The sequence below is a fragment of the Pseudomonas fluorescens genome, assembly GCF_001902145.1.
GTDB lineage: Bacteria > Pseudomonadota > Gammaproteobacteria > Pseudomonadales > Pseudomonadaceae > Aquipseudomonas > Aquipseudomonas fluorescens_BV.
In genome coordinates, this window is record NZ_MRST01000025.1 from 386,900 (window position 1) to 411,050 (window position 24,151).

9 protein-coding genes and 2 pseudogenes are annotated in these 24,151 nt (G+C 64.5%); 7 read left to right on the forward strand and 4 right to left on the reverse strand.

Annotated elements, in window-relative coordinates; genetic code table 11:
• Positions 1–191 precede the first annotated feature (191 nt).
• From BUE92_RS18215 to BUE92_RS18230, 5 genes and pseudogenes are all read left to right on the forward strand, one after another.
• Positions 192–1,082: a bestrophin family protein gene (locus BUE92_RS18215; protein WP_003190542.1), complete on the forward strand. Its 891-nt coding sequence runs from the start codon at positions 192–194 to the stop codon at positions 1,080–1,082.
• Between the two features lie 138 nt (positions 1,083–1,220).
• Positions 1,221–2,300: pseudogene (locus BUE92_RS29325) on the forward strand (HAMP domain-containing protein); the annotation flags it as partial.
• A gap of 327 nt (positions 2,301–2,627) precedes the next feature.
• Positions 2,628–3,164, forward strand: a pseudogene (locus tag BUE92_RS29330) (methyl-accepting chemotaxis protein); the annotation flags it as partial.
• A 221-nt stretch (positions 3,165–3,385) separates the two neighbouring features.
• Positions 3,386–5,794: a glucose/quinate/shikimate family membrane-bound PQQ-dependent dehydrogenase gene (locus tag BUE92_RS18225; protein ID WP_073525485.1), complete on the forward strand. Its 2,409-nt coding sequence runs from the start codon at positions 3,386–3,388 to the stop codon at positions 5,792–5,794.
• A gap of 57 nt (positions 5,795–5,851) precedes the next feature.
• On the forward strand, positions 5,852–7,114 hold the full coding sequence (locus tag BUE92_RS18230) for a carbohydrate porin (RefSeq protein ID WP_073525487.1): 1,263 nt from the start codon (positions 5,852–5,854) through the stop codon (positions 7,112–7,114).
• 9 nt (positions 7,115–7,123) lie between these two features.
• Here BUE92_RS18230 and BUE92_RS18235 read toward each other — a convergent pair whose 3' ends face one another.
• On the reverse strand, positions 7,124–8,107 hold the full coding sequence (locus BUE92_RS18235) for a helix-turn-helix domain-containing protein (RefSeq protein ID WP_073525489.1): 984 nt from the start codon (positions 8,105–8,107) through the stop codon (positions 7,124–7,126).
• Positions 8,108–8,341: 234 nt separating this feature from the next.
• Between BUE92_RS18235 and BUE92_RS18240 the strand changes: the two genes are divergently transcribed.
• The gene (locus tag BUE92_RS18240) at positions 8,342–10,384 is read left to right on the forward strand and encodes a TonB-dependent receptor (RefSeq protein ID WP_256673981.1); all 2,043 of its coding nucleotides are present in this window, start codon (positions 8,342–8,344) and stop codon (positions 10,382–10,384) included.
• Positions 10,385–11,283: 899 nt separating this feature from the next.
• On the opposite strand, the gene BUE92_RS18250 is transcribed toward BUE92_RS18240, so the two are convergent.
• From BUE92_RS18250 to BUE92_RS18260, 3 genes are read right to left on the reverse strand one after another with little or no spacing between them, the layout of a single operon-like run.
• Positions 11,284–13,431 carry a TonB-dependent receptor gene (locus BUE92_RS18250; protein WP_073525492.1) on the reverse strand — a complete coding sequence of 716 codons (2,148 nt, stop codon included), beginning with the start codon at positions 13,429–13,431 and terminating at the stop codon, positions 11,284–11,286.
• A gap of 33 nt (positions 13,432–13,464) precedes the next feature.
• Positions 13,465–16,527 carry a hypothetical protein gene (locus BUE92_RS18255; RefSeq protein WP_073525494.1) on the reverse strand — a complete coding sequence of 1,021 codons (3,063 nt, stop codon included), beginning with the start codon at positions 16,525–16,527 and terminating at the stop codon, positions 13,465–13,467.
• Positions 16,524–17,408, reverse strand: coding sequence for an ABC transporter ATP-binding protein (locus BUE92_RS18260; protein WP_073525496.1), 885 nt, complete (start codon positions 17,406–17,408; stop codon positions 16,524–16,526). The genes BUE92_RS18255 and BUE92_RS18260 overlap by 4 nt, the downstream gene beginning before the upstream one ends.
• 300 nt (positions 17,409–17,708) lie before the next feature.
• Between BUE92_RS18260 and BUE92_RS18265 the strand changes: the two genes are divergently transcribed.
• Positions 17,709–24,119, forward strand: a complete 6,411-nt coding sequence (locus BUE92_RS18265) for a non-ribosomal peptide synthetase (protein ID WP_073525498.1) — start codon at positions 17,709–17,711, stop codon at positions 24,117–24,119.
• Positions 24,120–24,151: the final 32 nt, after the last annotated feature.

Genomic DNA, 24,151 nt, shown 5'->3' on the forward strand with positions numbered 1-24,151 from the left:
ACAAGACGTCATCAGTACCAAAGTTGTTCCACAGTCAAATGCCCCGTGGCACACACTTACGCGCAACCTTTGGTTACATTCTCTCCGCCTGGCGGTTAGAGGACTAATCGATTCAGCACACCGCGAACCTTCCTTCCTCGCCGGCGTCGTAACAGGGGATTGTTGCCAACCGCCCGCCGCGAGGTTCTCGTTTGAAAGCTGCCCTTCTGAAGAAATACCGCCTGATCATCAAGACCATGGGCTATGTGGGCTGGGCGTTGTTCTGGCTGTTGTTGTGGGATGTGGCGGTGACGGTGGATTTCATGCTGTTTCTCACCGCCAAGATCAATTTGCCGCTGATGCCCCTGACCTTGCTCGGCTCGGCACTGGTGGTGCTGATCAGTTTTCGCAACAGCAGCGCCTACAATCGCTGGTGGGAAGCACGCACGCTGTGGGGGGCGATGGTCAACAACTCGCGCAGTTTTGCCCGGCAAGTGTTGACCCTGCTCGATGACGCCCCCGGTGAGGTGAACCCGGTGAAGTCGACGCTGTTGCGCCGTCACGTGGCTTACGTCAACTGCCTGGCTGCGCACCTCAAGGGCCAGCCATGCCCGGAGGAAGTGCGAGCCTTTATCCCCGCCGAAGAATTTGCGCGCAACGGCGCCACCAATAACTTCGCCAATGACATCCTCACCGGTTCGGCCTCGTTGCTGGCGCGCGAGTACCAGGCCGGACGCCTGGACAGTATTCGCCTGGCGCGGTTGGAGTCGACCCTGGTGGACCTCTCCAACGCCCAGGGCGGCATGGAGCGGATTGCCAACACGCCACTGCCCTACCCTTACGTGTACTTCCCGCGGCTATTCATCTCGCTGTTCTGCCTGATCGTGCCGGTGGGCCTGGTGGAATCGCTCGGTTGGTTCACGCCGTTGGCCTCCACAGTCGTGGGCTTCATGCTGCTGGCCATCGAACGCATCGGCACCGACCTGCAAAGCCCGTTCAATTCCAGCGAACACCAGATCCAGATGGAAAGCATCTGCGAAACCATCGAGAAGAACCTGCAGTCGATGCGCCGTGATGCCCTGGTCGGTGACCCGATCGCCTGATTGCCCTTGCTCAAGTGCCAGCGCCCTCGGCCGATAAACCGAGGGTACGCATGGCCTCGCCTCTCACAAAAACGCCTGCGGCACGCAGTACCCATTTTTCTCCCCTTGCCAAAACTATAAATACCCGCGGGTGAAGTCATGAATATCAAGCAGAAGCTGACATGGGCGTTTGCGGCCATCGCGTGCGTGCCGGTCATCCTGGTCGCCATTATCGTGGTGCTGAACCTGCGCGAGGGTGCGCTGGCCAACTTCCTCGACAGCAGCGGCCGCGAGATCCGCCAGATCGACAATGGCATGCAGCAGTTTTTCGACGGCATCAGCCAGAATGTCGACTTCGTCGCCAAGGACCCGCGTGTGATCGCGGCCAAGAACCTCAAGAACTACGCCGGCGCCGATGCAGCGCAAATTCCGCTGACGCCGACCAACACAGAACTGCTGGCGATTTTCGATCAGTTCGCCAAAAGCCACCCCAGCACCGCCTACCTGTCCCTGGGCCTGAGCGATGGCGGCTACGCCAGTTGGCCGGACGACGCCAAACTGACGCAATACGACCCGCGCACCCGCCCCTGGTACCAGGCCGCCATTGCAGCGCCAGGCAAGACCGTGCGCACAGGCGCCTACTACTGGGCCCCGGACGATGTGGTACTGATCGGCACAGTGCGCACCGTCACGGATGCCACGGGCAATGTCCTTGGGGTGGTTGGCCTGGACGTGTCGCTCAAGCAACTCACCGAGCTGGTGCGCACCATCAAGCTGGGCGACAGCGGCTACCTGATGCTGGTGGAAGCCGACGGCAACGTGCTGGTGGACCCCAGCGATGCCACGCACAACTTCAAGCCCCTGGCGGGCCTGGGCGCGAACTACGCCGAACTGGCCAAGCATGGCGATGGCGTGACCGAGGTGAGCATCGATGGCGTGGCCTACATGGCTAACGTGGTCAGCTCCAAAGACTTGGGCTGGCGCTTTATCGGCCTGACCAAGCGTGACGAAGTGATGGCCGGCGCCACCCGCCTGACGTGGTTGATCGCGGCGATTGCCGCCGTACTGGCCGTGGTGTTCGCAATCGTCGGCGCCAGTTTCGCCCGTGTGATCGTGCGCCCGATTCGCGGTGTGGCCGACGGCCTGCAGGAAATCGCCGAAGGTGAAGGCGACCTCACGCGCCAGCTCAAGGTGCAAGGCAAGGACGAAACCGCCAGCCTGGCCGGCTGGTTCAACCAGTTCCTGAGCATGATCGCGCAACTGGTGCAGCGCATCGGCAACGCCTCCTCAGACCTGCAAGCCGCCGCCGCCGACACCAGTGCAGTGGCCAACAATATGAACCAGGCCGCCGGCCGCCAGCGCGAAGCCGTGGAACTGGTGAGCACCGCGTTCAACGAGATGGTCGCCACCGCCAACGAAGTCGCGCGCTCATGCAGCGCCGCCGCCACGAGTGCCGATGAGGGCTATCGCGACGTGCACACCGGTCAGCAGCACATCGGTGAAGCCACCGGCAGCGTGCTCAAGCTCAGCGAAAACCTGCAAAAATCCACACAGACCATGCAGTTGCTCGAGCAAGACAGCCAGAACATCAACACCATCCTCGACACCATCCGCTCGATTGCCGAACAGACCAACCTGCTGGCGCTCAACGCCGCGATCGAAGCCGCCCGCGCTGGCGACCAGGGCCGCGGCTTTGCGGTGGTCGCCGATGAAGTGCGTGCACTGGCACGTCGCACCGCCGACTCCACCGGCGAAATCGACAGCCTGCTGGGCAACCTGGCCCGCCGCACCCAGGAAGTCACCCAGCAGATGCAAGGCAGCTTGCTGGTGTCCAACACCAGCGTGGAGCGCATCCAGCAGGCCCGCGACAGCTTCGACAAGATCCGTGGTTCGGTGGACTCGATTCGCGACCAGAACACCCAGATCGCCACCGCCGCCGAAGAACAGCACCAAGTGGCCGAAGAGATCAACCGGCATATCGCGCAGATCCACGCCGACGCGCAGCTGGTGGAAGGCTTGGCGCATTCGGCGCAGACCGGTTCAGGGCGGCTGACTGATATTTCCGGCCAGCTCAATGGGCTGGTGGGGCGCTTCAAGTTCTGATGCCCGCCCATTAAAAGGCAGCACTGTACCGTGGCGAGGGAGCTTGCTCCCCTCGCCACACAGATTGTCGATTGCCTGCGCCACCTACCGACCACTTCATAAGCGGCCCACCCCATCATCGCAGTACCTGCAACAGTCTATTGCAGGACTCAAATGTACTAACCGGTTACTTATCTTGCTAAAATCGCGTCTTTGCCCTCTCTCACTCGAGTCCATTCGACATGAAACGAGCATCGCGCGCCGCTGGCGTCTCTAGATTCTTACTCCTGGGCCTGGGCGTCGTCATCGCCCTGCTCGGCCTTGCGCTTGCCGTCGGCGGCGCCAAACTGGTCAGCCTGGGAGGCTCCTGGTACTTCCTGCTGGGCGGCGTGGTCATGGCCATTTCCGGGTTGCTGATTGCCCGCTGCAAGCCTGCCGGCGCCTGGTTGTTCGCCGCGTTTCTGGTGGCTACCGCCGTGTGGGCGGTGGCCGACGTGGGCCTGGAATACTGGCCGCTGTTCTCGCGATTGTTCATGTTTGCGGTGATCGGCGTGGTGGTCGCGCTGGTGTATCCATTGCTGGCCGGCAAACCGGCGCGGGGTGCCTATGGCGTCGCCGCCGTGTTGGCCCTGGGCGTGGCGGTGGCAGCGGGCAATATGTTTGTCGCGCACCCCAGCGTTGCACCCACCGGTGCAGGCCCGGGCGTTACCCCGGTGGCGGCGGCCGATGCGCAGAAAGACTGGGCACACTACGGTAATACCGAAGGTGGCAGCCGTTTCGCCGCGCTGGACCAGATCAACCGCGACAACATCGACAAGCTCAAAGTCGCCTGGACCTACCACACCGGCGACGTGGCCATCAGCGACGGCAACGGTGCCGAAGACCAGCTGACGCCCCTGCAGGTCGGCAACAAAGTGTTTATCTGCACCCCGCACAACAACCTGATCGCGTTGGATGCCGACACCGGCAAAGAACTGTGGAAGAACGAAGTCAACGCTAAATCGGCAGTGTGGCAGCGTTGCCGGGGCATGGCGTATTTCGACGCCAGCGCGCCGATTGCCCAGCCGACCCAGCCCAACAGCTCGCCGATCCTGGCCGCCAGCGTGCCTGCCGGTGCGCAGTGCCAGCGTCGCCTGCTGACCAACACCATTGATGCGCGCCTGATCGCCGTGGATGCCGACACCGGCAAGTTCTGCGAAGACTTCGGCACCCACGGCCAGGTGGACCTCAAGGCCGGCCTGGGCAATGTACCGGACAGCTACTACCAACTGTCCTCGGCGCCGCTGATGGCCGGCACCACCGTGGTGGTCGGCGGCCGCGTGGCGGACAACGTACAGACCGATATGCCCGGTGGCGTGATCCGTGGCTTTGATGTGATCAGCGGCCAGATGCGCTGGGCGTTCGACCCAGGCAACCCTGAAGACAAGCAGGCCCCGACGGGCGACGCCACCTACGTGCGCAGCACCCCGAACAGCTGGGCGCCGATGTCTTACGACCCGCTGATGAACACGGTATTCCTGCCGATGGGCAGCTCCTCCACCGATATCTACGGCGTGGAGCGCACCCAGCTCAACCACAAATACGGCGCTTCGGTGCTGGCACTCGACGCCTCCACCGGTGCTGAGAAGTGGGTATACCAGACGGTCCACAACGACCTCTGGGACTTCGACCTGCCGATGCAACCAAGCCTGATCGACTTCACCCCGCCAGGCAGCGACAAGGCTGTGCCGGCCGTGGTCATCGGCACCAAGGCCGGGCAGATTTACGTGCTCGACCGCGCCACCGGCAAGCCACTTACCGATGTACAGGAAGTGCCGGTCAAAGCCGCGAACATTCCCAACGAACCCTATTCCCTCACCCAGCCGAAATCCGTGGGCATGCCGCAGATTGGCGCGCAAACCCTGACCGAATCGGACATGTGGGGCGCCACGCCGTATGACCAGTTGCTGTGCCGCATCGACTTCAAGGGCATGCGCTACGACGGCCTGTACACCGCGCCGGGTACCGACAAATCCCTGAGCTTCCCGGGCTCCCTGGGCGGCATGAACTGGGGCAGCATTTCCACCGACCCGGTGCACGGTTTTATCTTCGTCAACGACATGCGCCTGGGCCTGTGGATCCAGATGGTGCCCTCGCAAAACAAGGCCCAGGCCTCCTCAGGTGGTGAAGCGCTGAACACCGGCATGGGCGCCGTGCCGCTCAAGGGCACGCCGTATGCGGTGAACAAAAACCGCTTTCTGTCGGTAGCCGGCATTCCGTGCCAGGCACCGCCATTCGGCACCTTGACCGCCATCGACATGAAGACGCAAAAGGTCGCCTGGCAAGTACCGGTGGGCACCGTTGAAGACACCGGCCCGCTGGGTATCCGCATGCACTTGCCGATCAAAGTAGGCTTGCCGACCCTGGGCGGTACGCTGTCCACCCAAGGCGGCCTGATCTTTATCGCTGGCACCCAGGATTTCTACCTGCGCGCCTTCAACAGCGGCAATGGCGATGAAATCTGGAAAGCCCGTCTGCCCGTGGGCAGCCAGGGCGGACCGATGACCTACGTGTCGCCGAAAACCGGCAAGCAATACATCGTCGTCACCGCCGGCGGCGCACGCCAGTCCACCGACCGTGGCGACTACGTGATCGCCTACGCCCTGCCGTAACCGCCCTCTGTTCGCGCGGTGCTCCGGCACCGCGCTTTGTGTTTGGAAAGATCCCCCATGACCCCTACTCCTCATACCGCCTGGCGCCTGGCGCTGGGCCTGGCATTTGCGGCCGCCCTGCCCGTTCAAGCCGACGACACCACCCTGACCGGCGACTGGGGCGGCCTGCGCCGCGAACTCGACGCACAAGGCGTGCGCTTTACCGGTGACTACAGTGGCGAGACCGCCTACAACGCCCACGGCGGCCAGCACCGTTCGGCGCGCTATTCGCAGAACCTCAAGCTCGGCGTGCAGTTCGACCTGGGCAAGCTCTACGGTTTCACCAACGGCGACCGCATCCAGCTGACCATCAACGACCGACGCGGCAACAGCGCCTCCGAGGACCTGGTGGGCAACCGCCTGCCGATCCAGGAAAACTACGGCGGCCTCTACACGCGCCTCACCGAGCTGAGCTACGAGCGCACGCTGTTCACCCCGGCGCTGAACCTCAAGCTGGGCTATATGGCCATGGGCAATGACCTTGGCGGCCTGGACAGCGGCATCCTGTGCAACTTCATGAACGCCGGGTTCTGCGGGCATCCGCTGAACATGTCCGGCGGCAGCGGCTGGGCCAACTACCCGAATGCGCACCTCGGTGCCCGGGTGAAATACGACTTTTCGCCCAACTGGCAACTGCGCGTGGCGGCGTTCAATGTCGACCCCTCCAGCAACGGCAACTCCAGCCGTGCCTGGCACCTGGGGCCCAAGCACACCACCGGCACCGTGGTGCCCATCGAGCTTATCTACAAGCATGCGGGCGCACTGCCCGGTGAATACAAGCTCGGGTATTACTACGACAGTTCCGATGTAAAACGCATTGGCAGCAACAAGGATGTCAGCGGGCGTGGCGGTCACTACCTCTTGATCGACCAGGCTGTGTGGGCTTCCCAATCATCCCAAGGCCGTAGCCTGCACGCCTTCGGTCAATACTCCGCCGCCAGCGAAGCGGCCTCGCCGTTCACCAAGTGGTATGGCGCAGGCGTGGTGCTGTACAAGCCGTTCGAAGGTCGCCCGCGCGATACCGTCGCCCTGGGCTATGGCCGTGCGGTGCCGAACCCGCGCAGCCGTGATGTGCAGGAACTGGCAGCGTTCAACGCCGGCACGGCCTATCCCGACCTGGACACGGCCGAACAGCTGATCGAACTCAGTTATGGCTACCAGGCCACGCCTTGGCTGACCTTGCGCCCGGATGTGCAATACATCATCGAGCCAGGGGCGTTTTCCGGGGAGAGCATCGACAATGCGCTGGTGCTGGGTTTGCAGGTCAAAGCGATGTTCTGATCGCCTGCCTCAGCCAGCCCCCAAGGATTTGCCGCGGCCACCGTTCTTGAGCATCGACGGGTTGATCCCGAACTGTTTACGGAACGCCGTGGCAAAGTGACTGGCGTTGGCATACCCCAGGTCCGAGGCGATGCGCATCACTGATTCATCGCCGCTCATCAAGCGGCTGCGCGCCTGGATCATGCGAGTCTGCTGGAACATGCCGTAGACGCTGTTGGAGAACAGTTGGCGGAACCCGCGAGTCAGCTTGGGCTGGCTCAAGCCGGATTCACGGGCCAACTCCGACAGGCTCGGCGCCTTGCCCAGGTCTTCCAGTAAACGATCGCGAGCACGCACCAACCGCTGACGGTCGGTGTGACTGACCCGGCAGGTGCATTCAGCGTCCTGGCGCGCTTCCAGGAACAAGCTCACCAGCGTGACACTCTGCCCGTACAACCACAGGCTGCTGCGTGGCTGGGCCGGCGCCAGCTGGGTGCCGTGGTCCATGGCCAGGCCGAGCATGTGCGCGGTGGCGCTCATTTCGCCGCTGCGATGGCCGTCGAGGAAGCAATGCTCGCAGGCCAAGGCCTTGTTCAGCAGCGGGTCGAGTTTCAATTCCCACTGGGCGAGCAGCTCGGGGCGGATCATCACGGTGATGTTGTCGATTTCGCCGTGCTGGTGATAAAGGCCATGGCGGCAGCGACCAAAGCTGATATTGCCCGCGCCTTCATCAATCGCATAGCGACGTTGCCGGCGCCCATCATGGAAGCTGCACGCAGCCTTGCCCTTGAGCAGGTTGGTAAAACTGAAGTGGATGCATTCGCTGTCGTCCTGCAGCGGCAGTTCAACCGGCTGCTCGAACGTGCTTTGCCAGCGCACGATATCCAGGCCCTCCTGCAGCGTCATGCGGGTGACGCGGCAATGCGCCCCTGGCCCGAGATCGCTCCCATACCCGCCCGTAATGATTCGCGAGACTGGCATCGGCTCCCCTGCGCCTCCTTGAACGGCTGACATCGTAAATCTCCTGGCTGACCGGATACGGCTCGAATCAGATCACATCAGGGTAGAAGACCGCAATTGATAATTATTAGCATTTGGAGCACTGCACGCTTTATCAAACCGCCGCTGCCCCTGCGCAACGCCCCGATCAATCTGTTCAGTCAAGGTCTTATCATGTCTGCACGAGGCAACACGACGACTACCCGTCAATCTTGCTACAAATGTAATAGTATAACAATAGCAATTGCTTTGACACTGTCCCCTTCTGCCTTTGCCTCCGGCGAGCTATTGCAACTGCCCGCCTCGACAGTGACCGCACGCATGGCCCAGGAAGACCTCAAGGACGTGCCCATCAGCGTCAGCGTGATCAGCGGCGAACAGCTGCGCACCCAACGCCTCGACACCCTCGAAAGCGCCCTGCGCAACACCGCCGGCGTCAGCGTGAATTCTTCCGGCGGGCCGAATGATTTCAACGTGCTGATCCGCGGCGTCGGTTCGTTGTATCAAATGTCCATGGATGACAGCTCGGTGGCGTTCAATATCGACGGCGTGCCGGTGTCGTCGCGCAGCCTGGGCTTCGGCACATTGGATATCGATCGCATCGAGGTGCTCAAGGGCCCCCAAGGCACACTGTCCGGCGCCATTGGTCAGGCCGGCGCGGTGAATATCACCACCCGCCAACCCACCCGCGAACTGGAAGGTTATGTGCGTGGCGAAGTCGGCCAGAAAGGCCAGTTCCTCACCGAAGGCGCCATCGGCGGCCCGCTCAGTGACCGCTTCAGCGGCCGCCTGGCAGTGCGGCGTGCCGGCTACGACAGTTGGATCGACAACGACCAGACCCACCACCCCATCACCAAGCCACGCAATGAAGCCTATCGCGGCAGCCTGCTGTGGGACCTCAACGATGACACCCACCTGTTGCTCAGCGCCGAACGCCAGCAAACCGAACGCGCCACCAACTCCCTGGTGTTGCGCCCCTACGGCAGCCACCCGAGCCTGGACCTGACGCCCGGCCTGTTCGACGACAACGACAAGACCACCGAGCGCTACACCCTCAAAGTCGATCACGACTTCGCCAACAGCCGCCTGACGTCCACCACGGCTACTGGCACCGCCGACTTCACGGGTTTGATCGCCTACGACAGCAAACTGATGGGCGCCCTCTACGGCACGCCCAGCGAGTTCTGGGTGGTGGACAAATCCTTCGAGCGCAGCTGGAGCCAGGACGTGCACCTGGGCTCACTGCCCGACGCTGAGGTGTTCTGGGTCGCCGGCGTCGCCGCCAGCCGCAACGAACGCAGCTACGATACCCCGCGCAACACCTACGGCACGTCCGGCGCCAGGTTCCGCGACTTCACCACCACCACTTACGCAGGCTACGGCGAAGTGACCTTCCCCCTCAGCGAACGCCTGAAGCTCACCACCGGCTACCGCCACTCCTGGGACCGTAAGACTTACAACGGCCAATACTTCGCCGGCACCAGCGCCGTGGACGACTCGCGCAGACTGACCGACCACTACGGCACCGGACGCGCCGCCCTGAGCTATGCGATCACCCCACAAACCAACGTCTACGTGCAACTGGCACGGGGCTATAAATCCGGCGGGTTCAATGACTATGCCTCCCAGGTCAGCGACAGCACGCCCTACAAGGCCGCCGTCAGCAAAGCCGCTGAACTGGGCTTCAAAAGCACGACAGAAGAGGGGCGTGGCAGCCTCAACGGCGCGCTGTTCTACACCCGCGTGCACGATGACCATTTGCTCGGCTATGACGCGGCGACCTTCGCCACCAACGCCTTCAACGCCGACACCCGCACCCGCGGCGCCGAACTGGAAGGCAGCTGGCGCTTCGACCAGGGCCTTACCCTGGCCGCCAGCGCCACCTACCTCGATGCCAAGATCACCCGTGGCGTGCAAGGCATCCAGGCCGGTGACGTCGCAGCCGGCAACCGCACCCCGGATGTGCCACGCTGGAGCGCCAACCTCAACGCCAGTTGGAAGCACCCATTGGGCAGCATCGCCAGCCTGGGTGATACCACTCTCAACACCAGCCTCAATTACCACCTGGTGGGTGAACGCGCGGCCGATCCGCAGAATCATTTCAACCTGGATAACTACGAGAAGCTCGACCTGCGGGCTGGGCTGGAGAGCAGGTTCGGGGAAGTTTATGCGTTCGCCGACAACCTGTTGAACCAGACGTACGACACCTATGGTTTCTACAGTGAGCCGGTAGCCTATGGCGGGCCATCGCGGCGGCGTACGTTGGGCCTGGGCTATACCTATCAATTCTGAACCGGCCAGGCAGCCGACCTGGATTCCACCTGAGGTGCAGAGATCCAAATGTGGGAGGGGGCTTGCCCTAATGCCGTTCAGTTAAGGCTTTTTGTAGGAGCGAGCTTGCTCGCGAAAAACTCACAGGCGCCGCGTTCAATCAGGAAACACGCGTTATCGTTGACGTTTTTCGCGAGCAAGCTCGCTCCTACAGAGGGCGATATACGCTTAACTGAACGGCATTAGGGCTTGCCCCCGATTACCATAGGTATCTACACAACTTTGTAGGCTGTAGCAGCCGACGGTAACCACGATGCGAAGCGAGCCGCTCTTGATCTTGATCTGCTTTTGATCTTAGGCGCCCCGTTAAACCACGCTGGCCGGAATTCGACAGTGATTTGGGGGGTAAACCGGCAGGGATGCCGGTTTAGCCGCCCCGCGCCATGGATGGCGCGTGGCGGCGGCCCCCCAAATCACTGGCGGATTACGGGCACACCGAGCCTGGGCGAGGTGCCGAGTGGTGGGGCAAGAGCCTTTTGGTTACTTTTGGCTGGGCCGGCATTCCGGCTCTTTTCAAAAGTGACCCGCTGTAAAAGCGGAACCAATAGCAGCCATTACCGCAGGAACGGATATGTACGCGGTCTGATCCGAGATCCTGGTCGGCTTTCAGGCCGCCTTCGCAGCGATGCGGCGACCCGACAAGCCAGCTCCCACATTGGATCGCGGGGCATCAGTTAGATCAGCGTGGGCTGCCAGGCCGTCTTCGCGGGAGCAAGCTCCCTCGCCACAGGTCCTGCGTCGCATTAAAGTTGTGTAGATACCTATGTCCCGATGGCGGTGGGTCAGTCAGCAAATACAGTGACTGATACCCTGCAATCGGGGGCAAGCCCCCTCCCACATTTTTGCACCCAGTGACTGCCTCAGAACTCGTAGCTGTACCCCACCCCCGCCGAACGCCCCCTGCCCGGCATCCCGGTCAGCACCGCGTCGGTGGAATAAGCGCCATACAAGTCATACCGCGCATCCAGCAAGTTATCGCCCCACAGATAAACTTCCGATCCACCGCTCTGCAGCCCCAAGTGCAAATCCAGCTTGGCATAGCCCTTGAGGTCATAGTGATTCTGCGGGTCAGCCGGGCGGTTTTTCTGCACGCGGTAGTTGAGCAACGTGTTCAGGCGCGGCGCCGGCAAGCCCAGCAGTTCACCCAAGGGCTTCTTCCAGGCGATGCTGAAGTTGCCGCTCCACAGCGGCACGTCCGGCACGCGACTGCCCTTGGCCACATCACCGCCGGATACCCCCGGCGCATCGGAGGTTACGACCGCGTTGGTGTAGCTGATGGCGCTGCCCAGGGTCAGTTCATCGGTGACATGCCAGGTACTCGACAACTCGGCACCTTTGCTGCGGGTATCGGCATTCACCGCGCTGACCGCCAGGGACGTGAAGTCATAACCCAGCAAGTGGTCATCCTGCACGCGGGTAATGAATAACGCCCCTTCCAGGCTCAGCGCACCGCCTTCGCTTTCATGCTTGAAACCGACTTCCGCGGAGTTCACCTTGGCTGCCTTGTAGGGTTGGCTGTCCTTGATCGACGTCGCGTAGTCGTTGAACCCGGCCGACTTGTAGCCCCGCGACAACACCGCGTACAGGTTGGTCTGCGGTGTCCATGCGTAGCTCAGGGCCACGCGCCCGGTGTTGTAGTCGTCCTGCAAGCGTCGGCTGTCGTTGATCAGGTTGGCGCCACTGCTGTAATCGGCGCCGTAGGTCTTGCGGTCCCAGGTGTGGCGCAGGCCGGTGGTGAGCTTCCAGTCCTCGGCAATCGGGAAGGTCACTTCGCCGTACGCGGCATAGCTGTTGGTGGTGAAATCGCGCAGTTGCCGGGCGCCATTGGTGAAGTTGCTGGAGTCAAAACTGCGCTCGGAACGGGACAGGTTTACCCCGGTTACCCAGAACACATCGGCGTCTGCCAGTGAGCCCAGGCGCAGGTCCTGGCTCCAGACTCGCTCGTGGGCCGAGTCTTCGATCAGGTACTCAAAAGGCTGGCCGTACAACGCGCGGGTGATGTTGCGATCATAGCCCTTGACCGCATTGAAGTCGGTGCTGGTATAGGCGCTGATCGAGGTGATCCGGGCCTGGGCCAGGTCATGGTTGAGCTCGAAGGAATAACGCTCGTTGGTCTTCTTGTTGCCATTGAACGTGCCAGGGGTGTAATCGAGGCTGGGGCGGTTGCCGAACGGTCGCAGGATTTCCAGGCCGGCATAGTGATCGGCGCGCTGGCGCTCGGCGGTCAGCAGGCCAGTGGTGCCAGCGTCGTTGTCCCACAACAGGCTGCCGCGCAGGGCCAGGTCGCGGGGTTTGGTCAGGGGGTTGCCGTCTTGTTGGTCATCGACCCAGTTATCAAAGCCGCTGCGACGCACGGCAATGCGCCCGGCCAACGACTCCGTCAACGGCCCGCCCACCGCACCCTCGGTCATGAACTGGCCTTGGTTGCCCACTTCGCCGCGCACGTAGCCCTCCAGCTCGCGGGTGGGTTTGCGCGTGGTGACGTTGATCGCGCCCGCTTCGCTGTTACGCCCGAACAAGGTGCCTTGGGGCCCCTTGAGCACTTCCACTTGCTGCACGTCGAGGGTGGCCATCGCTGCGTTGCGCACCGACATCGGCACGCCATCCACGTTCAGCACCACCGAGCCATCGTCCATGCTCATCTGGTTCAGCGAGCCAACCCCACGGATACGCACGTTGGCATCGTTGGCGCCGCCCCAGGAGTTCACATCCACCCCAGGCGTTGTGCGCAAGGCGTCTTCCAGGGTGCGTAAACGCCGGGTCTCGAGGGTTTGGCCATCGAGCACCGAAAGGCCGAACGGAATGTCCTTGGCACTTTCCTGGTTCAACCGTGCGCTCACCGTCACCGGCGCCAGCTCGATGGTCTCGGTATTGGCGGCCGGTTGAGCCTCAGCGGCATAAGCCGTACACATCTGGCTGGACAAGGCCAGTGCCATGGCTTGGGTCAGCACGTTGGCCCGCCAACCGATGGGACGGCGTAGCGGCTGGATAGACAGTTCAGGTGACATGACAAAGCTCCACAAGGCAGGGATGGTTCACATTCATTGCGCAGGCCCCCAGCGCTTGAGCGCGGCGGCAATCGCGTGTTCGGAGGGCGCGCCCAGCAGGCGCTGAAGCTCAGTGGGCCATCCCTGGCCGTGACGGACGTCGGCGGTCATCGCCGTGAGGTGTTCGGGGGATTGCGCCGCCACCCAATCAAGGCTGACCAGCGCGGCATAGTGGGCGGCCCAGCCCTGTTCGCGAGCATCGGCCAGGGTGCCGACAGGCTCACCGTCATTGCCCAGGGCGCGCGTCAGGTCGTCGGCCATCAGCTTGACCAGCGCGGCACGGGCGCCAGCACCGTCGACGTCTTCCACGCACAGCAAGCCCACCGCCCCGGCCACACCCTGGCTCAACCCCAGATAACCGGGGATCTGGCGCAGGTCGCTGGCCTCGATCAGCCATTGGCGGGCAAGCAGCTCGGCAATGTGGGCGCGACGCGTCCAGCGCCCGACGCCGACCGGCGCCACGTCCCAATTCGGTGACTGGCTGAGCAACAGATGGCCGTGGCTCAAACGGCTGGCGCCCATGCCCGCAGGCCACAGGCTCAGGTGTTCGATACGGGGCCGGCTGCCCAGGCGCCGTGCTACGCAGGCGCTCATTAAGTCCAGGTCTTGCTGTACTTCAGTGCGGGTGTGCGCACGGCTGGGGTCTGCCTGAGCCGGCGTGACATAGGCAAAGTCCAGTGAGCCAAGGCTGCGACCGCTAAAGGTGCGGCCATCGACCTCGACCTGCCATTGCCAATCGCCGGCTGGGGCAACAGCCTCCACGGCCACCGCCGCGCCCGTCGGCAGTTGTGGCACCAACATCGGCAACCCGGCTTCACTGCGCTGGGCCGGCGCACGCAGTAGGCGCTCGCTGTCCAGGCCCAAGCGCGGCACTACGCGGCGCGCTTGCAGCCACACACCCTGAGGCCCGAGCCAGAACGCCTCACCTTCGGCTGGCCAGCCGTCGGCGTGCACCGTCCAGTTCAACGCCACCTGGCAACCGCTCGCCGCGCAGCCGTCCAGCGGTACGCGCAGATGCTCGCTAGCCTGTTCGAACCTGACGGGCCGGCCCATCACGCTGGCGGCCGTCACCTGCAGGCCCGGCGGTAACTCGGCGTCCAGATAAGCCGCGACCACCCCTTGCAACGTCCATTGACCCACTACCTGTCGCGCCGCCGAATCAACCCGCAGTTGCAACTGCCCACCGGCCACCTGCCAGGCGCTCGCGCCGGGCAGCCAGCGTCGTTCCCAGTCAGCGCGTTCGGCACGTTGCGCAGCGACAGACTGGTAACCGCCCAGCTCCACCAGATGCCGCTGCAACAGCACGCCGCTACCGAGCATGCCCACGGCGCCGAGGGCCAGCAACACCCCCGGCAAACCGAGCAAACCGTCACGCACATCACTCAAGCGCCGTCGCTCTGGCCCACGGGGCAACACCAGTGCCGCCACCGCGAGCAGCACCAGGCAACCGGCGAGTTTCCAGCCGGCCAATGCAGCGAGAAACGCCAGCCAAGGCGCCCAGCCGGTCAGCAGCGACACACTCACATGCGCGGGGATCGCCATGGCATAGGGCGGGTAACTGACCAGCCCCAATTCATGGTTGAGCACCAAGAAAAATGTCAGCAGCATCGAGGTGGCATACGCCAGCCCCGAGCGACGAATCAGCGCATGCACCAGCACCGTGAGCATCGCCAACTCCATCAGCGGCGGCGCGAACACCAGCGCTTGATAGACCAGCACAAAGCCCGGCGCCAGGCTGTCGGGCGCGGCAATCGCGCTGATCAGCAAACTCGCCAGGCCCGGCACCAACGCCAGGGCCAGCGTCGAAAGCAGCACACAGGCCACCCGGCCCAGCAGGCGCAACCACGCCGGCGCCGCAGTGGCCTGCAACATGGCGCCAAAACCTTCGACATCATCGCGCCGGCACACCAGCCCGACCAAGGCGGCGACGATAAACGCGATCACCAGAAACAACGCGCTCGACAGCAATGGCAGGGTCAGATCCGCCCGAGGCACCATCGGCCCACGCGCATGCCACACCCCGTGGACAAACCCACTGAGCACACCCATCACCAGCAGCAAGCCCAGCGCCACCCAGCCGATACGCCGGGCAAACACTTGGCGTACCTGCCAACGCGCCTCGCGCCACAAAGCCCGTGGCCACTGGCTGCTAACCAGCGGGCCAGGCAACGTCACGGCGTTCGCAAACAGCATCGGCGGTTCTGCCAACACCGCCCCGCTACGCTTGCCCATCAAACCCTGACGTGTGGTGCGGGCCAACACCACGGCCAGCAACAGCAGGGGCACTGCGCACCACAGCAGGCGGTTAAGCCAGAAACCCGGGGTCAGCGCCAACAGCGATTGGGATTTCTGCGCGGCACTCCAGGTTTCCACCTGGGCCTGGGCAAAGGTAAACAACGATGGGTCCAGGCTGGCCGCCAACAGCGGGTTGATATGCCCGCCCTTGAGCACCACCACGGCAAACATCCACAACAGCATCAACACCGTCGCCAACCCGAATGGCGCGGCCAAGCCACGGCTGCGCAAGGCCAGCAGGTAATACAGCGCGCCGATCCCGGTACTCACCGGCAATAACAAGGCGACCCAGGCAAATCCCAGCGCCGACCACATCGGCGCACCGATACTCGCTGCCGGCACCCAGCCGAGCCAACCCAGCACCGGGCTGACCAAAAACCCGACGATCAGCGAACTGGCGAGCAAGCCGCCCACCAGCGCTGCGCCAATGAACCGCCCCCACAACAATGCCGGCAGCGACAGCGGCAAGGCCAGCAGCACCTCTTCCAACTGCGCCTTGCGATCGCGCAGCGCCGGTTGTGCGAAGATCCAGGCCCAGGCGAAGAACAGGAAGAACATGCACCCGCACGACATCAGGTAGATCAGGCTCGGGGCATTGCGCGCAATGTCGCTGGCGCCCATTTTCTGCACGTAGTCGGCATTGGTCAGGGACATCAGCAAATAGCCGGTGAGGCCCAAGAACACCAGCAACGGAATACCGCTGCGCAGCCCGGCGCGCACTTCCACCCAGGCTTCACGCATCAACAGAGCAAAGGTATTCATGCCTCGCCCGCCTCGCCGACCTGGGCCAGCGCCAGGTAATAGATATCTTCCAGGCGCGGCGTGTGGGGCGTGAAGCGCGGATCAGCCGGGCGCTCGCCGTGCACGATCACCCGACTGCCAACGGGGCTTGCGGCCACATGCAAGGCAACCGGCAGCGGCTCACCACGGGCGAACGCAGCCTCCCACAAGCGGCCCTGTTCGGCGCGCAGCAAATCCTCCGGACGGCCTTCGATGATAATCCGCCCCCCGGCCAGCACCGCCAGGCGGCTGCACAAGTTCTCGACGTCTTCGACGATATGGGTCGACAGCAGCACGATCGACTCGGCCGCCACATCCGCCAGCACTTGGTGAAAGCGGTTGCGCTCGGCCGGGTCGAGGCCGGCGGTGGGCTCATCGACAATCAGCAGGCGCGGCGAGCCGATCAGGGCCATGGCGATGCCGAAGCGGCGCAACATGCCCCCCGAGTAAGTGGCGAGCGCGCGGTGCGCGGCTTCCTGCAGGTTGACCTTGGCCAGCAGGCCTTCGACTTCCTCACGGCGCTGGCGGCTGTCGGTACGCCCCTTGAGCCAGGCGAACCGCTCAAGCAAATCCCGCGCACTCACCCCCGGGTACGCCCCCAACTGCTGCGGCAGGTAACCCAAGCGGCGGCGCAACTGCCCGGGCTCGGCGAGCACATCCAGCCCATCCAGTTCGATGCTGCCAGCGTCCGGTTGCTGCAAGGTTGCCAGGGTGCGCATCAGGCTGCTTTTGCCCGCGCCATTGGGGCCGAGCAAACCGTACATGCCAGGGCCCACATTCAGGTCCACGCCGCGCAACGCTTGGACGCCATTGTTGTAGCGCTTGCGCAGACCGCGCACTTGTAAACCTGAATCGACTGACATCCACACCTCCATCAAGGGACAAGCCCTGCAAAAGGGCGGCGAGCGACGGTAGTCAAGGGCGGCGGCGCGGCGCTACCCGATTCAAGTCATTTTCCAACCGTATCCCGCGCGGTGATCAAAGCCATGGCCCATCCCCGCGCCGCTGTCACCCGCGCCAGGCAAACGGATACGGGGCAAAAACGATTCGATGCGGGTAGTCCACACAATGAGAATGACTAGCATCTCCTTCCACGCAGTTACCTGCCTTCAGCGCCTGGGCCAACGCCGGCCCGGGCCCTTGCGATGAGAAGACGTTGAGCCATGGCCACTCCCAGCACCTCAACCGCAGCACTTTTGCGCCGCTCCCTGTCCGAAGCCCTGGGCCAGCCTGCCGAGCAGATCCCCCTGGAGGCCAACCTGATCGAATGGGGGCTCGATTCGGTGACCCTGATCCGCCTCGCCGGCCAATGGCGGCGCCACGGCCTGGCCGCACGGTTCGCCGAACTGGTGGCCGACCCACGCCTGTGCGCCTGGCTGGCGCTGCTGGACACCGCGCCGGTGACGCCAGCGCCCACCAATAGCCATGCGCACGACGGCCTGCCCTTTGAACTGGCGCCCATGCAGCACGCGTACTGGGTCGGCCGTGCACCTGGGCAACAGCTGGGCGGTGTGGCGGCGCACTTCTATAACGAATTCGACGGCCACGACGTTGACCCGCTCCGCCTGGAAGCCGCCGTACAGGCCTTGCTGGCACGCCACCCCATGTTGCGTGCGCAGTTTCTGGAGGAGGGTCGCCAACAGATCCTGCCCCGTAGCCCCTGGCCGGGGCTGAAGGTGCATGACCTGCGCCAGGCCGATGCCACACAACTGCAACAGCAACTGCAAGCCTTGCGCGCCGCGCTGTCCCATCGCCAGTTGGCGGTGGAACACGGCCAGGTGCTGGATATTCAGCTCTCGCTTTTGCCCCACGGCACCCGCCTGCACCTGAACCTGGACATGCTCGCCGCCGACGCCTTGAGCCTGCGCACCCTGCTGGGCGACCTGGTGCAGTTGTACCGCCAACAGCCCCTGCCCGCGCTGGCCTACAGCTTTCCGCGCTACCTGGCCGACCTGCGTCAGGAACAGGCCAGCCCCGAGCACCGAGCACGTCACCAACACGCCCGCGACTATTGGCTGCAGCGCCTGGACACCCTGCCCGGCGCCCCGCGCCTGCCCATCAAGCCCCAAGGCGATGAGCGCCAAGTGCGTCGCCGTCATCATTGGCTGGCGCCGTCCCAGCGCCAGGCATTTGAACGCCACGCCCGCGAGCACGCCCTTACCCCGGCCATGGCCCTGGCGGCGGTGTTTTGCGAAGCCCTCGGCGCCTGGTGCGAGACGCCCGAGCTGTTACTCAACCTGCCGTTGTTCAACCGCACGCCGTTGCATGAGGACGTCGAGCGCCTGGTCGGTGACTTTACCTCCTCGATCCTGCTGGCCTGGGATGGCCGTGTGACCGGCACCTTCGCCGCCCGTGCCACAGGGCTGCAACGACGCTTCCACAGCGATGCGGCCCACAGTGCATTTACCGGGCTGGAGGTGTTGCGCGAGCTGTCGCGCCTGCGTGGTGAGCAAGTCCTGGCACCCGTGGTGTACACCAGTGCCCTGGGCCTGGGGGAATTGTTCGCCGAGGGTGTGCAGGAGAGTTTCGGCCAGCCGGCCTGGATCATTTCCCAGGGCCCACAAGTGTGGCTCGACGCCCAAGTCACCGAGCTGGACGGCGGCATCCTGGTCAACCTCGATGCCCGTGAAGGGCTGTTCGCCGAGGGCGTCCTGGATGGACTGTTCGACGCCTATGCCGGCCTGTTGCAACGTTTGTGTCATGACGCAGCAGCCTGGGATCAAGCGACCCCGGCGCTGATCCCCACGCGCCAGTTGGTCGAGCGCAGCGCCGCCCAGGGCCAGGTCGAGACGCTGCCGAGCCAACGCCTGCACGAAGGCTTTTTCACCCAGGCCCGGCTGACGCCCGCGTTGCCCGCCCTGTTGTACGGCGAGCACAGCCTCAGCTATGGCGAGTTGGCCGAGCGCGCCCTGCGCGTCGCGGCGTACCTGGAGGGCCAGGGCCTGCAACGCGGTGACGTGGTCGCCCTGCAACTGCCCAAAGGCCCCGAGCAGGTGATCGCCGTACTGGGCATCCTCGCGTGCAGCGCCACCTACCTGCCTATCGGCATCGACCAGCCCGCTGCGCGCTGCCGCGCGATCTGCGACAGCGCTGGTGCCCGCCTGCTGCTTACCCAACTGCCGCAGGCGGGCAGCGCACTGGCGGCGCCACGGGCCGGTGCGGTCAGCGACCTGGCCTATATCCTCTACACCTCCGGTTCCACCGGTGAACCCAAGGGCGTAGAGATCAGCCACCTGGCCGCCGCCAACACCCTGGAGGACCTGCAACGGCGCTTGCAGCTCAACCGCGATGACCGAATCCTGGCGCTCTCGGCGCTGGAGTTCGACCTGTCGGTATTCGACCTGTTTGCACCACTGGCCTACGGCGCGGCGGTGGTGTTGATCGAGCCCCACGCCCAGCGCGATGCCCTGCGCTGGCGCGAACTGGCCACCCAACACCGCGCCACCGTGCTCAATTGCGTGCCGGCGCTGCTCGACATGCTGCTCGGCTGCGGCGACGCGCCGTTGCCCTTGCGTGCCGTACTACTGGGCGGTGACAAGGTCGCGCCGCAGCTGGCGCCACGCCTGTGGGCCCAAGCCCCCGGTTGCCGCTTCATGGCCCTGGGCGGTGCGACGGAAGCGGCGATTCACTCGACGCTGTTCGAAGTCGTGCCCGGCCAGGCGTTGCACTGGCATTGCCTGCCGTACGGCAAACCCCTGGGTAACGTCAGCCTGCGCATCGTCGACCCGCAGGGTCATGACTGCCCGGACTGGGTGGCCGGCGAACTGTGGATTGGCGGGGCCGGAGTGGCCCAGGGTTATCGTGGCGACCCAGTGCGCAGTGCCGAACGCTTTGTGGTTTACAACGACCTGCGCTGGTACCGCACCGGCGACAGTGCGCGCTACCACCCCGACGGTACGGTCGAGTTCCTGGGGCGCAGCGACTTCCAGCTCAAGCTGCACGGCTACCGTATCGAGGCCGGTGAAGTGGAACACGCGCTGCTGGCCTGCCCCGGCGTCGACCAGGCGGTGGCGCTGCTCGCGGGCCAGCACCTGGCGGCGGTGGTGCGCCTGGCGAATGGCCCGATGCAACCTACCGCGCTGGAGTTTCCAGGCCTGGCCGAACGTCTGCCGGCCTACATGATTCCCAGCCTGATCCTCGGCTGCGCGCAATGGCCGTTGACCACCAATGGCAAGGTGGACCGCAAGGTACTCAACGGCTGGCTGGCCGACCATCGCGGCACTCACCAAGCCTTGCTGTCGCCGCCCTGCGGCGCCATTGAACAACAGGTCGCCCACGCCTGGCAGCAGTTGCTCGGCTGTGGCCAGGTGTGCCGCGAGCACAACTTCTTCGCCTTGGGCGGCGACTCCCTGAGCGCCACGCGCCTGGTGCGCCTGCTGGCCGAACAAGGGCTGGGCGGCGCACGAATCGCCCAGGTATTCACCAAGCCAGTGCTGGCGCAGTTTTGCGCCGACCTGCATCAACAGGCCCAGGCCGAACCGCAACGCACCGTTGTCCCGGATCTGGCCCAACGTCACGCGCCCTTCCCCATGACCGAGGTGCAGCAAGCCTACTGGCTGGGTCGTGACCCGAGCCTGGTATTGGGTGGGGTGAGCTGCCATTTCTACCGCGAATACGACGTCGAAGACCTCGACCTGCCGCGCCTGCAAAACGCCCTCGGGCGCCTGATCGAACGCCACGAAATGCTGCGCGCGGTATTCGATCAAACAGGCCAGGCACGCATCCTTCCCCAAGTACCCACCTTCGTGATCGGCCAACGCTACGTTTGCGTCGAAGACCTGCGTGAGCACTGTGCCCACCGCGTGTTCGATCCCGCCCAATGGCCGCTGTTCGATGTGCAGGCGGTGACCCAGGGCCGGCATACCCGCCTGGCCATCAGCCTGGACAACCTGATCCTCGACGCCCTCAGCATCCTGCGGTTCTATGCCGAACTCGACGCGTTGTATCGCGAACCGACGCTGGCCCTGCCATCGCTGCAATTGTCCTTTCGCGACTACCAGATTCAGGCCGGCGTGGAACCCGCCGAACTGCACGCCGCGCAGCAGTTCTGGCAAGAACGCCTGCCCACCTTACCGCCGCACCCGCAACTGCCCCTGGCTGCCGACCCCGCCAGCCTGGGCCGACCGCGCTTCGAGCGCCTGCAAGGGCAGGTCAAGGCCCAGGCCTGGCAAGCGATCCTGGCCAAGGCCCAACAGCACAGCCTGACCGCCTCGGCGGTACTGCTCTGCGCCTTTGCCGAAACCCTCGGGCGCTGGAGTACGCGCCCGGACCTGAGCCTGAACCTCACGCTATTCGACCGCCGGCCTGTGCATCCGCAGATCGATCAGGTGATGGGCGACTTCACCTCCCTCACCCTGCTCGGCTACGTGCCCGTGGCCGGCGAACGCTGGCTCGACCGCGCCAGGCGCACTCAGCACACGCTCGGCGAGGCCCTGGAACATCGCTGCGTGGGGTCGGTGAGCCTGTTGCGTCAACTGGCACGCAGCAATGACGAGCACCATGTGAGCATGCCGGTGGTGTTCACCAGCGCCCTGGGCGTACCGGATGGCACCGCCGCGCCGGTGGACGGGCCATTCGCCAGGCAGGTCTTCGGCCTTACTCAGACCCCGCAGGTGTGGCTCGACCATCAGGTGGTCGAAGCTGACGGCGGCATCGCCCTGAACTGGGACCGCGTGGTCGGGCTGTTCCCCGAAGGGCTGGTCGAAGCGATGTTCGACGCCTACCTGCACAGCCTTGACTGGTTGGCCGAACACCCCTGGGACAGCGCCCCGCCTGACCTGCTGCCCCTGGCCCAGGCGCAGGTACGCGCACGGTTGAATGCCCCTGGCGCCAGCGTTGCGGGGGACCCGAGCCTGCATCAGGGCTTCTTCCAACAGGCGCACCAATCGCCGCAACGCCCTGCGCTGTTGTGGGGCGAGCATGGGAGCCTGAGCTACGGCGAACTGGCCGACCGCGCACTGCGCATCGCCCGCAGCCTGATGGACGCAGGCGTGGCGGCCGGTGACCTGGTGGCAGTCTCCCTGGCCAAAGGCCCGCACCAGATCGCCAGTGTGCTGGGCGTGCTGGCAGCGGGCGCGGCCTATCTGCCGGTGGGGGTCGACCAACCCTTGCAGCGCTGTCAGCGCATCCTGCAACAGGCCGGCGTTGGCCTGATCCTCGCCGAGCACGACCCACAATTGCCTGGGGTCAAGCACCTCACGCCTTCACAGGCGCAATGCGCCGAACCGTTATTGGCCCCCCCGGCCGTGTGCGCCAACGAACTGGCCTACGTGATCTACACCTCCGGCTCCACCGGCCAGCCCAAGGGTGTGGAAATCACCCACCGCGCCGCGATCAATACCGTGGCCGAGATCAACCGTTGCTACGGCATCGACGCATCGGACCGGGGCCTGGCGCTGTCAGCACTGGACTTCGACCTGTCAGTGTATGACCTGTTCGGCCTGCTCTCGGTGGGCGGCGCCCTGGTGTTGATCGAAGAAGACCAGCGCCGCGACGCCCGCGCCTGGCTCAAGGCCCTGCAACAGCATCGCGTAAGCCTGTGGAACAGCGTGCCGGCGCTGCTCGATATGTTGCTGGAAGCCAACGCGCTTGAGCGCCAGCCCCTGGCGCTGAAAGTGGCCCTGCTGTCGGGCGACTGGATTGGCCTCGACCTGCCGCAACGCCTGCGTCAACAGGCGCCACACTGCCGCTTTATCGCCCTCGGTGGCGCCACCGAAGCCGCGATCTGGTCCAACCACTTTGAAGTCCAGCAGCCGTTGCCGGGCTGGCGTTCAATCCCCTACGGCGTGCCACTGGCGAACCAGGCGTACCGGGTAGTGGACGCCCTTGGCCGCGACTGCCCGGACTGGGTCACTGGCGAGTTGTGGATCGGCGGCGCTGGCGTCGCACGCGGCTATCGCCATGCACCGCAGCTGAATGCCGAGCGCTTTATCGACGGTTGGTACCGCACCGGTGACCTGGGCCGCTACCGACCCGACGGTTTGCTGGAGTTCCTTGGCCGCGCCGATACCCAGGTCAAGGTCCGTGGCCACCGTATCGAACTGGGGGAAATCGAAGCCGCCCTGGCCCGTCATTCCTGTGTAAACCAGGCCGTGGCACTGGTCGCGGACACGCGCTTGCTGGCGGCGGTCACTGCCAGCACCCACGCCGAAGTACTCGCCCAGCACCTGGAACACTGCTTACCCGCGTATATGCGCCCGGAACAGATCCTGGTGCTGGAACGCCTGCCCCTGAGCGGCAACGGCAAGGTGGATCGTCGCGCTTTGCTCGTCACCTTGGCGGCTGCGGCCCAGTCACGCCCCGCGCCGGACGAAGCCCCGTTGAGCGCCGCTGAACAGCGGGTCGCCGAGTTGTGGCAGGAGTTGCTCAACGTGCCCAGCGTGTCACGCCACGACAACTTTTTCCGCCTGGGCGGCGACAGCCTGCTGGCCACGCGGTTTCTTGAAATGCTGCGCAGCCGCCTTGGCCTGGAACTGCCCATGGGCCAGCTGTTCGGCGCCGCCAGCCTGCTGGAAGTGGCGCACGCCCTTGAGCGCCAGCCCTCCCCCGACACCGTTGAAGAAGGCCTCATCTGATGCCTGCGCAAACTCCCCCTCTTCCAGGAGCT

Coding starts and splice junctions, on each gene's coding strand:
- BUE92_RS18225 (WP_073525485.1), top strand. CDS start 3,386: ATGAAACGAGCATCGCGCGCCGCTGGCGTCTCTAGATTCTTACTCCTG.
- BUE92_RS18230 (WP_073525487.1), top strand. CDS start 5,852: ATGACCCCTACTCCTCATACCGCCTGGCGCCTGGCGCTGGGCCTGGCA.
- BUE92_RS18235 (WP_073525489.1), bottom strand. CDS start 8,107: ATGTCAGCCGTTCAAGGAGGCGCAGGGGAGCCGATGCCAGTCTCGCGA.
- BUE92_RS18250 (WP_073525492.1), bottom strand. CDS start 13,431: ATGTCACCTGAACTGTCTATCCAGCCGCTACGCCGTCCCATCGGTTGG.
- BUE92_RS18255 (WP_073525494.1), bottom strand. CDS start 16,527: ATGAATACCTTTGCTCTGTTGATGCGTGAAGCCTGGGTGGAAGTGCGC.
- BUE92_RS18260 (WP_073525496.1), bottom strand. CDS start 17,408: ATGTCAGTCGATTCAGGTTTACAAGTGCGCGGTCTGCGCAAGCGCTAC.
- BUE92_RS18265 (WP_073525498.1), top strand. CDS start 17,709: ATGGCCACTCCCAGCACCTCAACCGCAGCACTTTTGCGCCGCTCCCTG.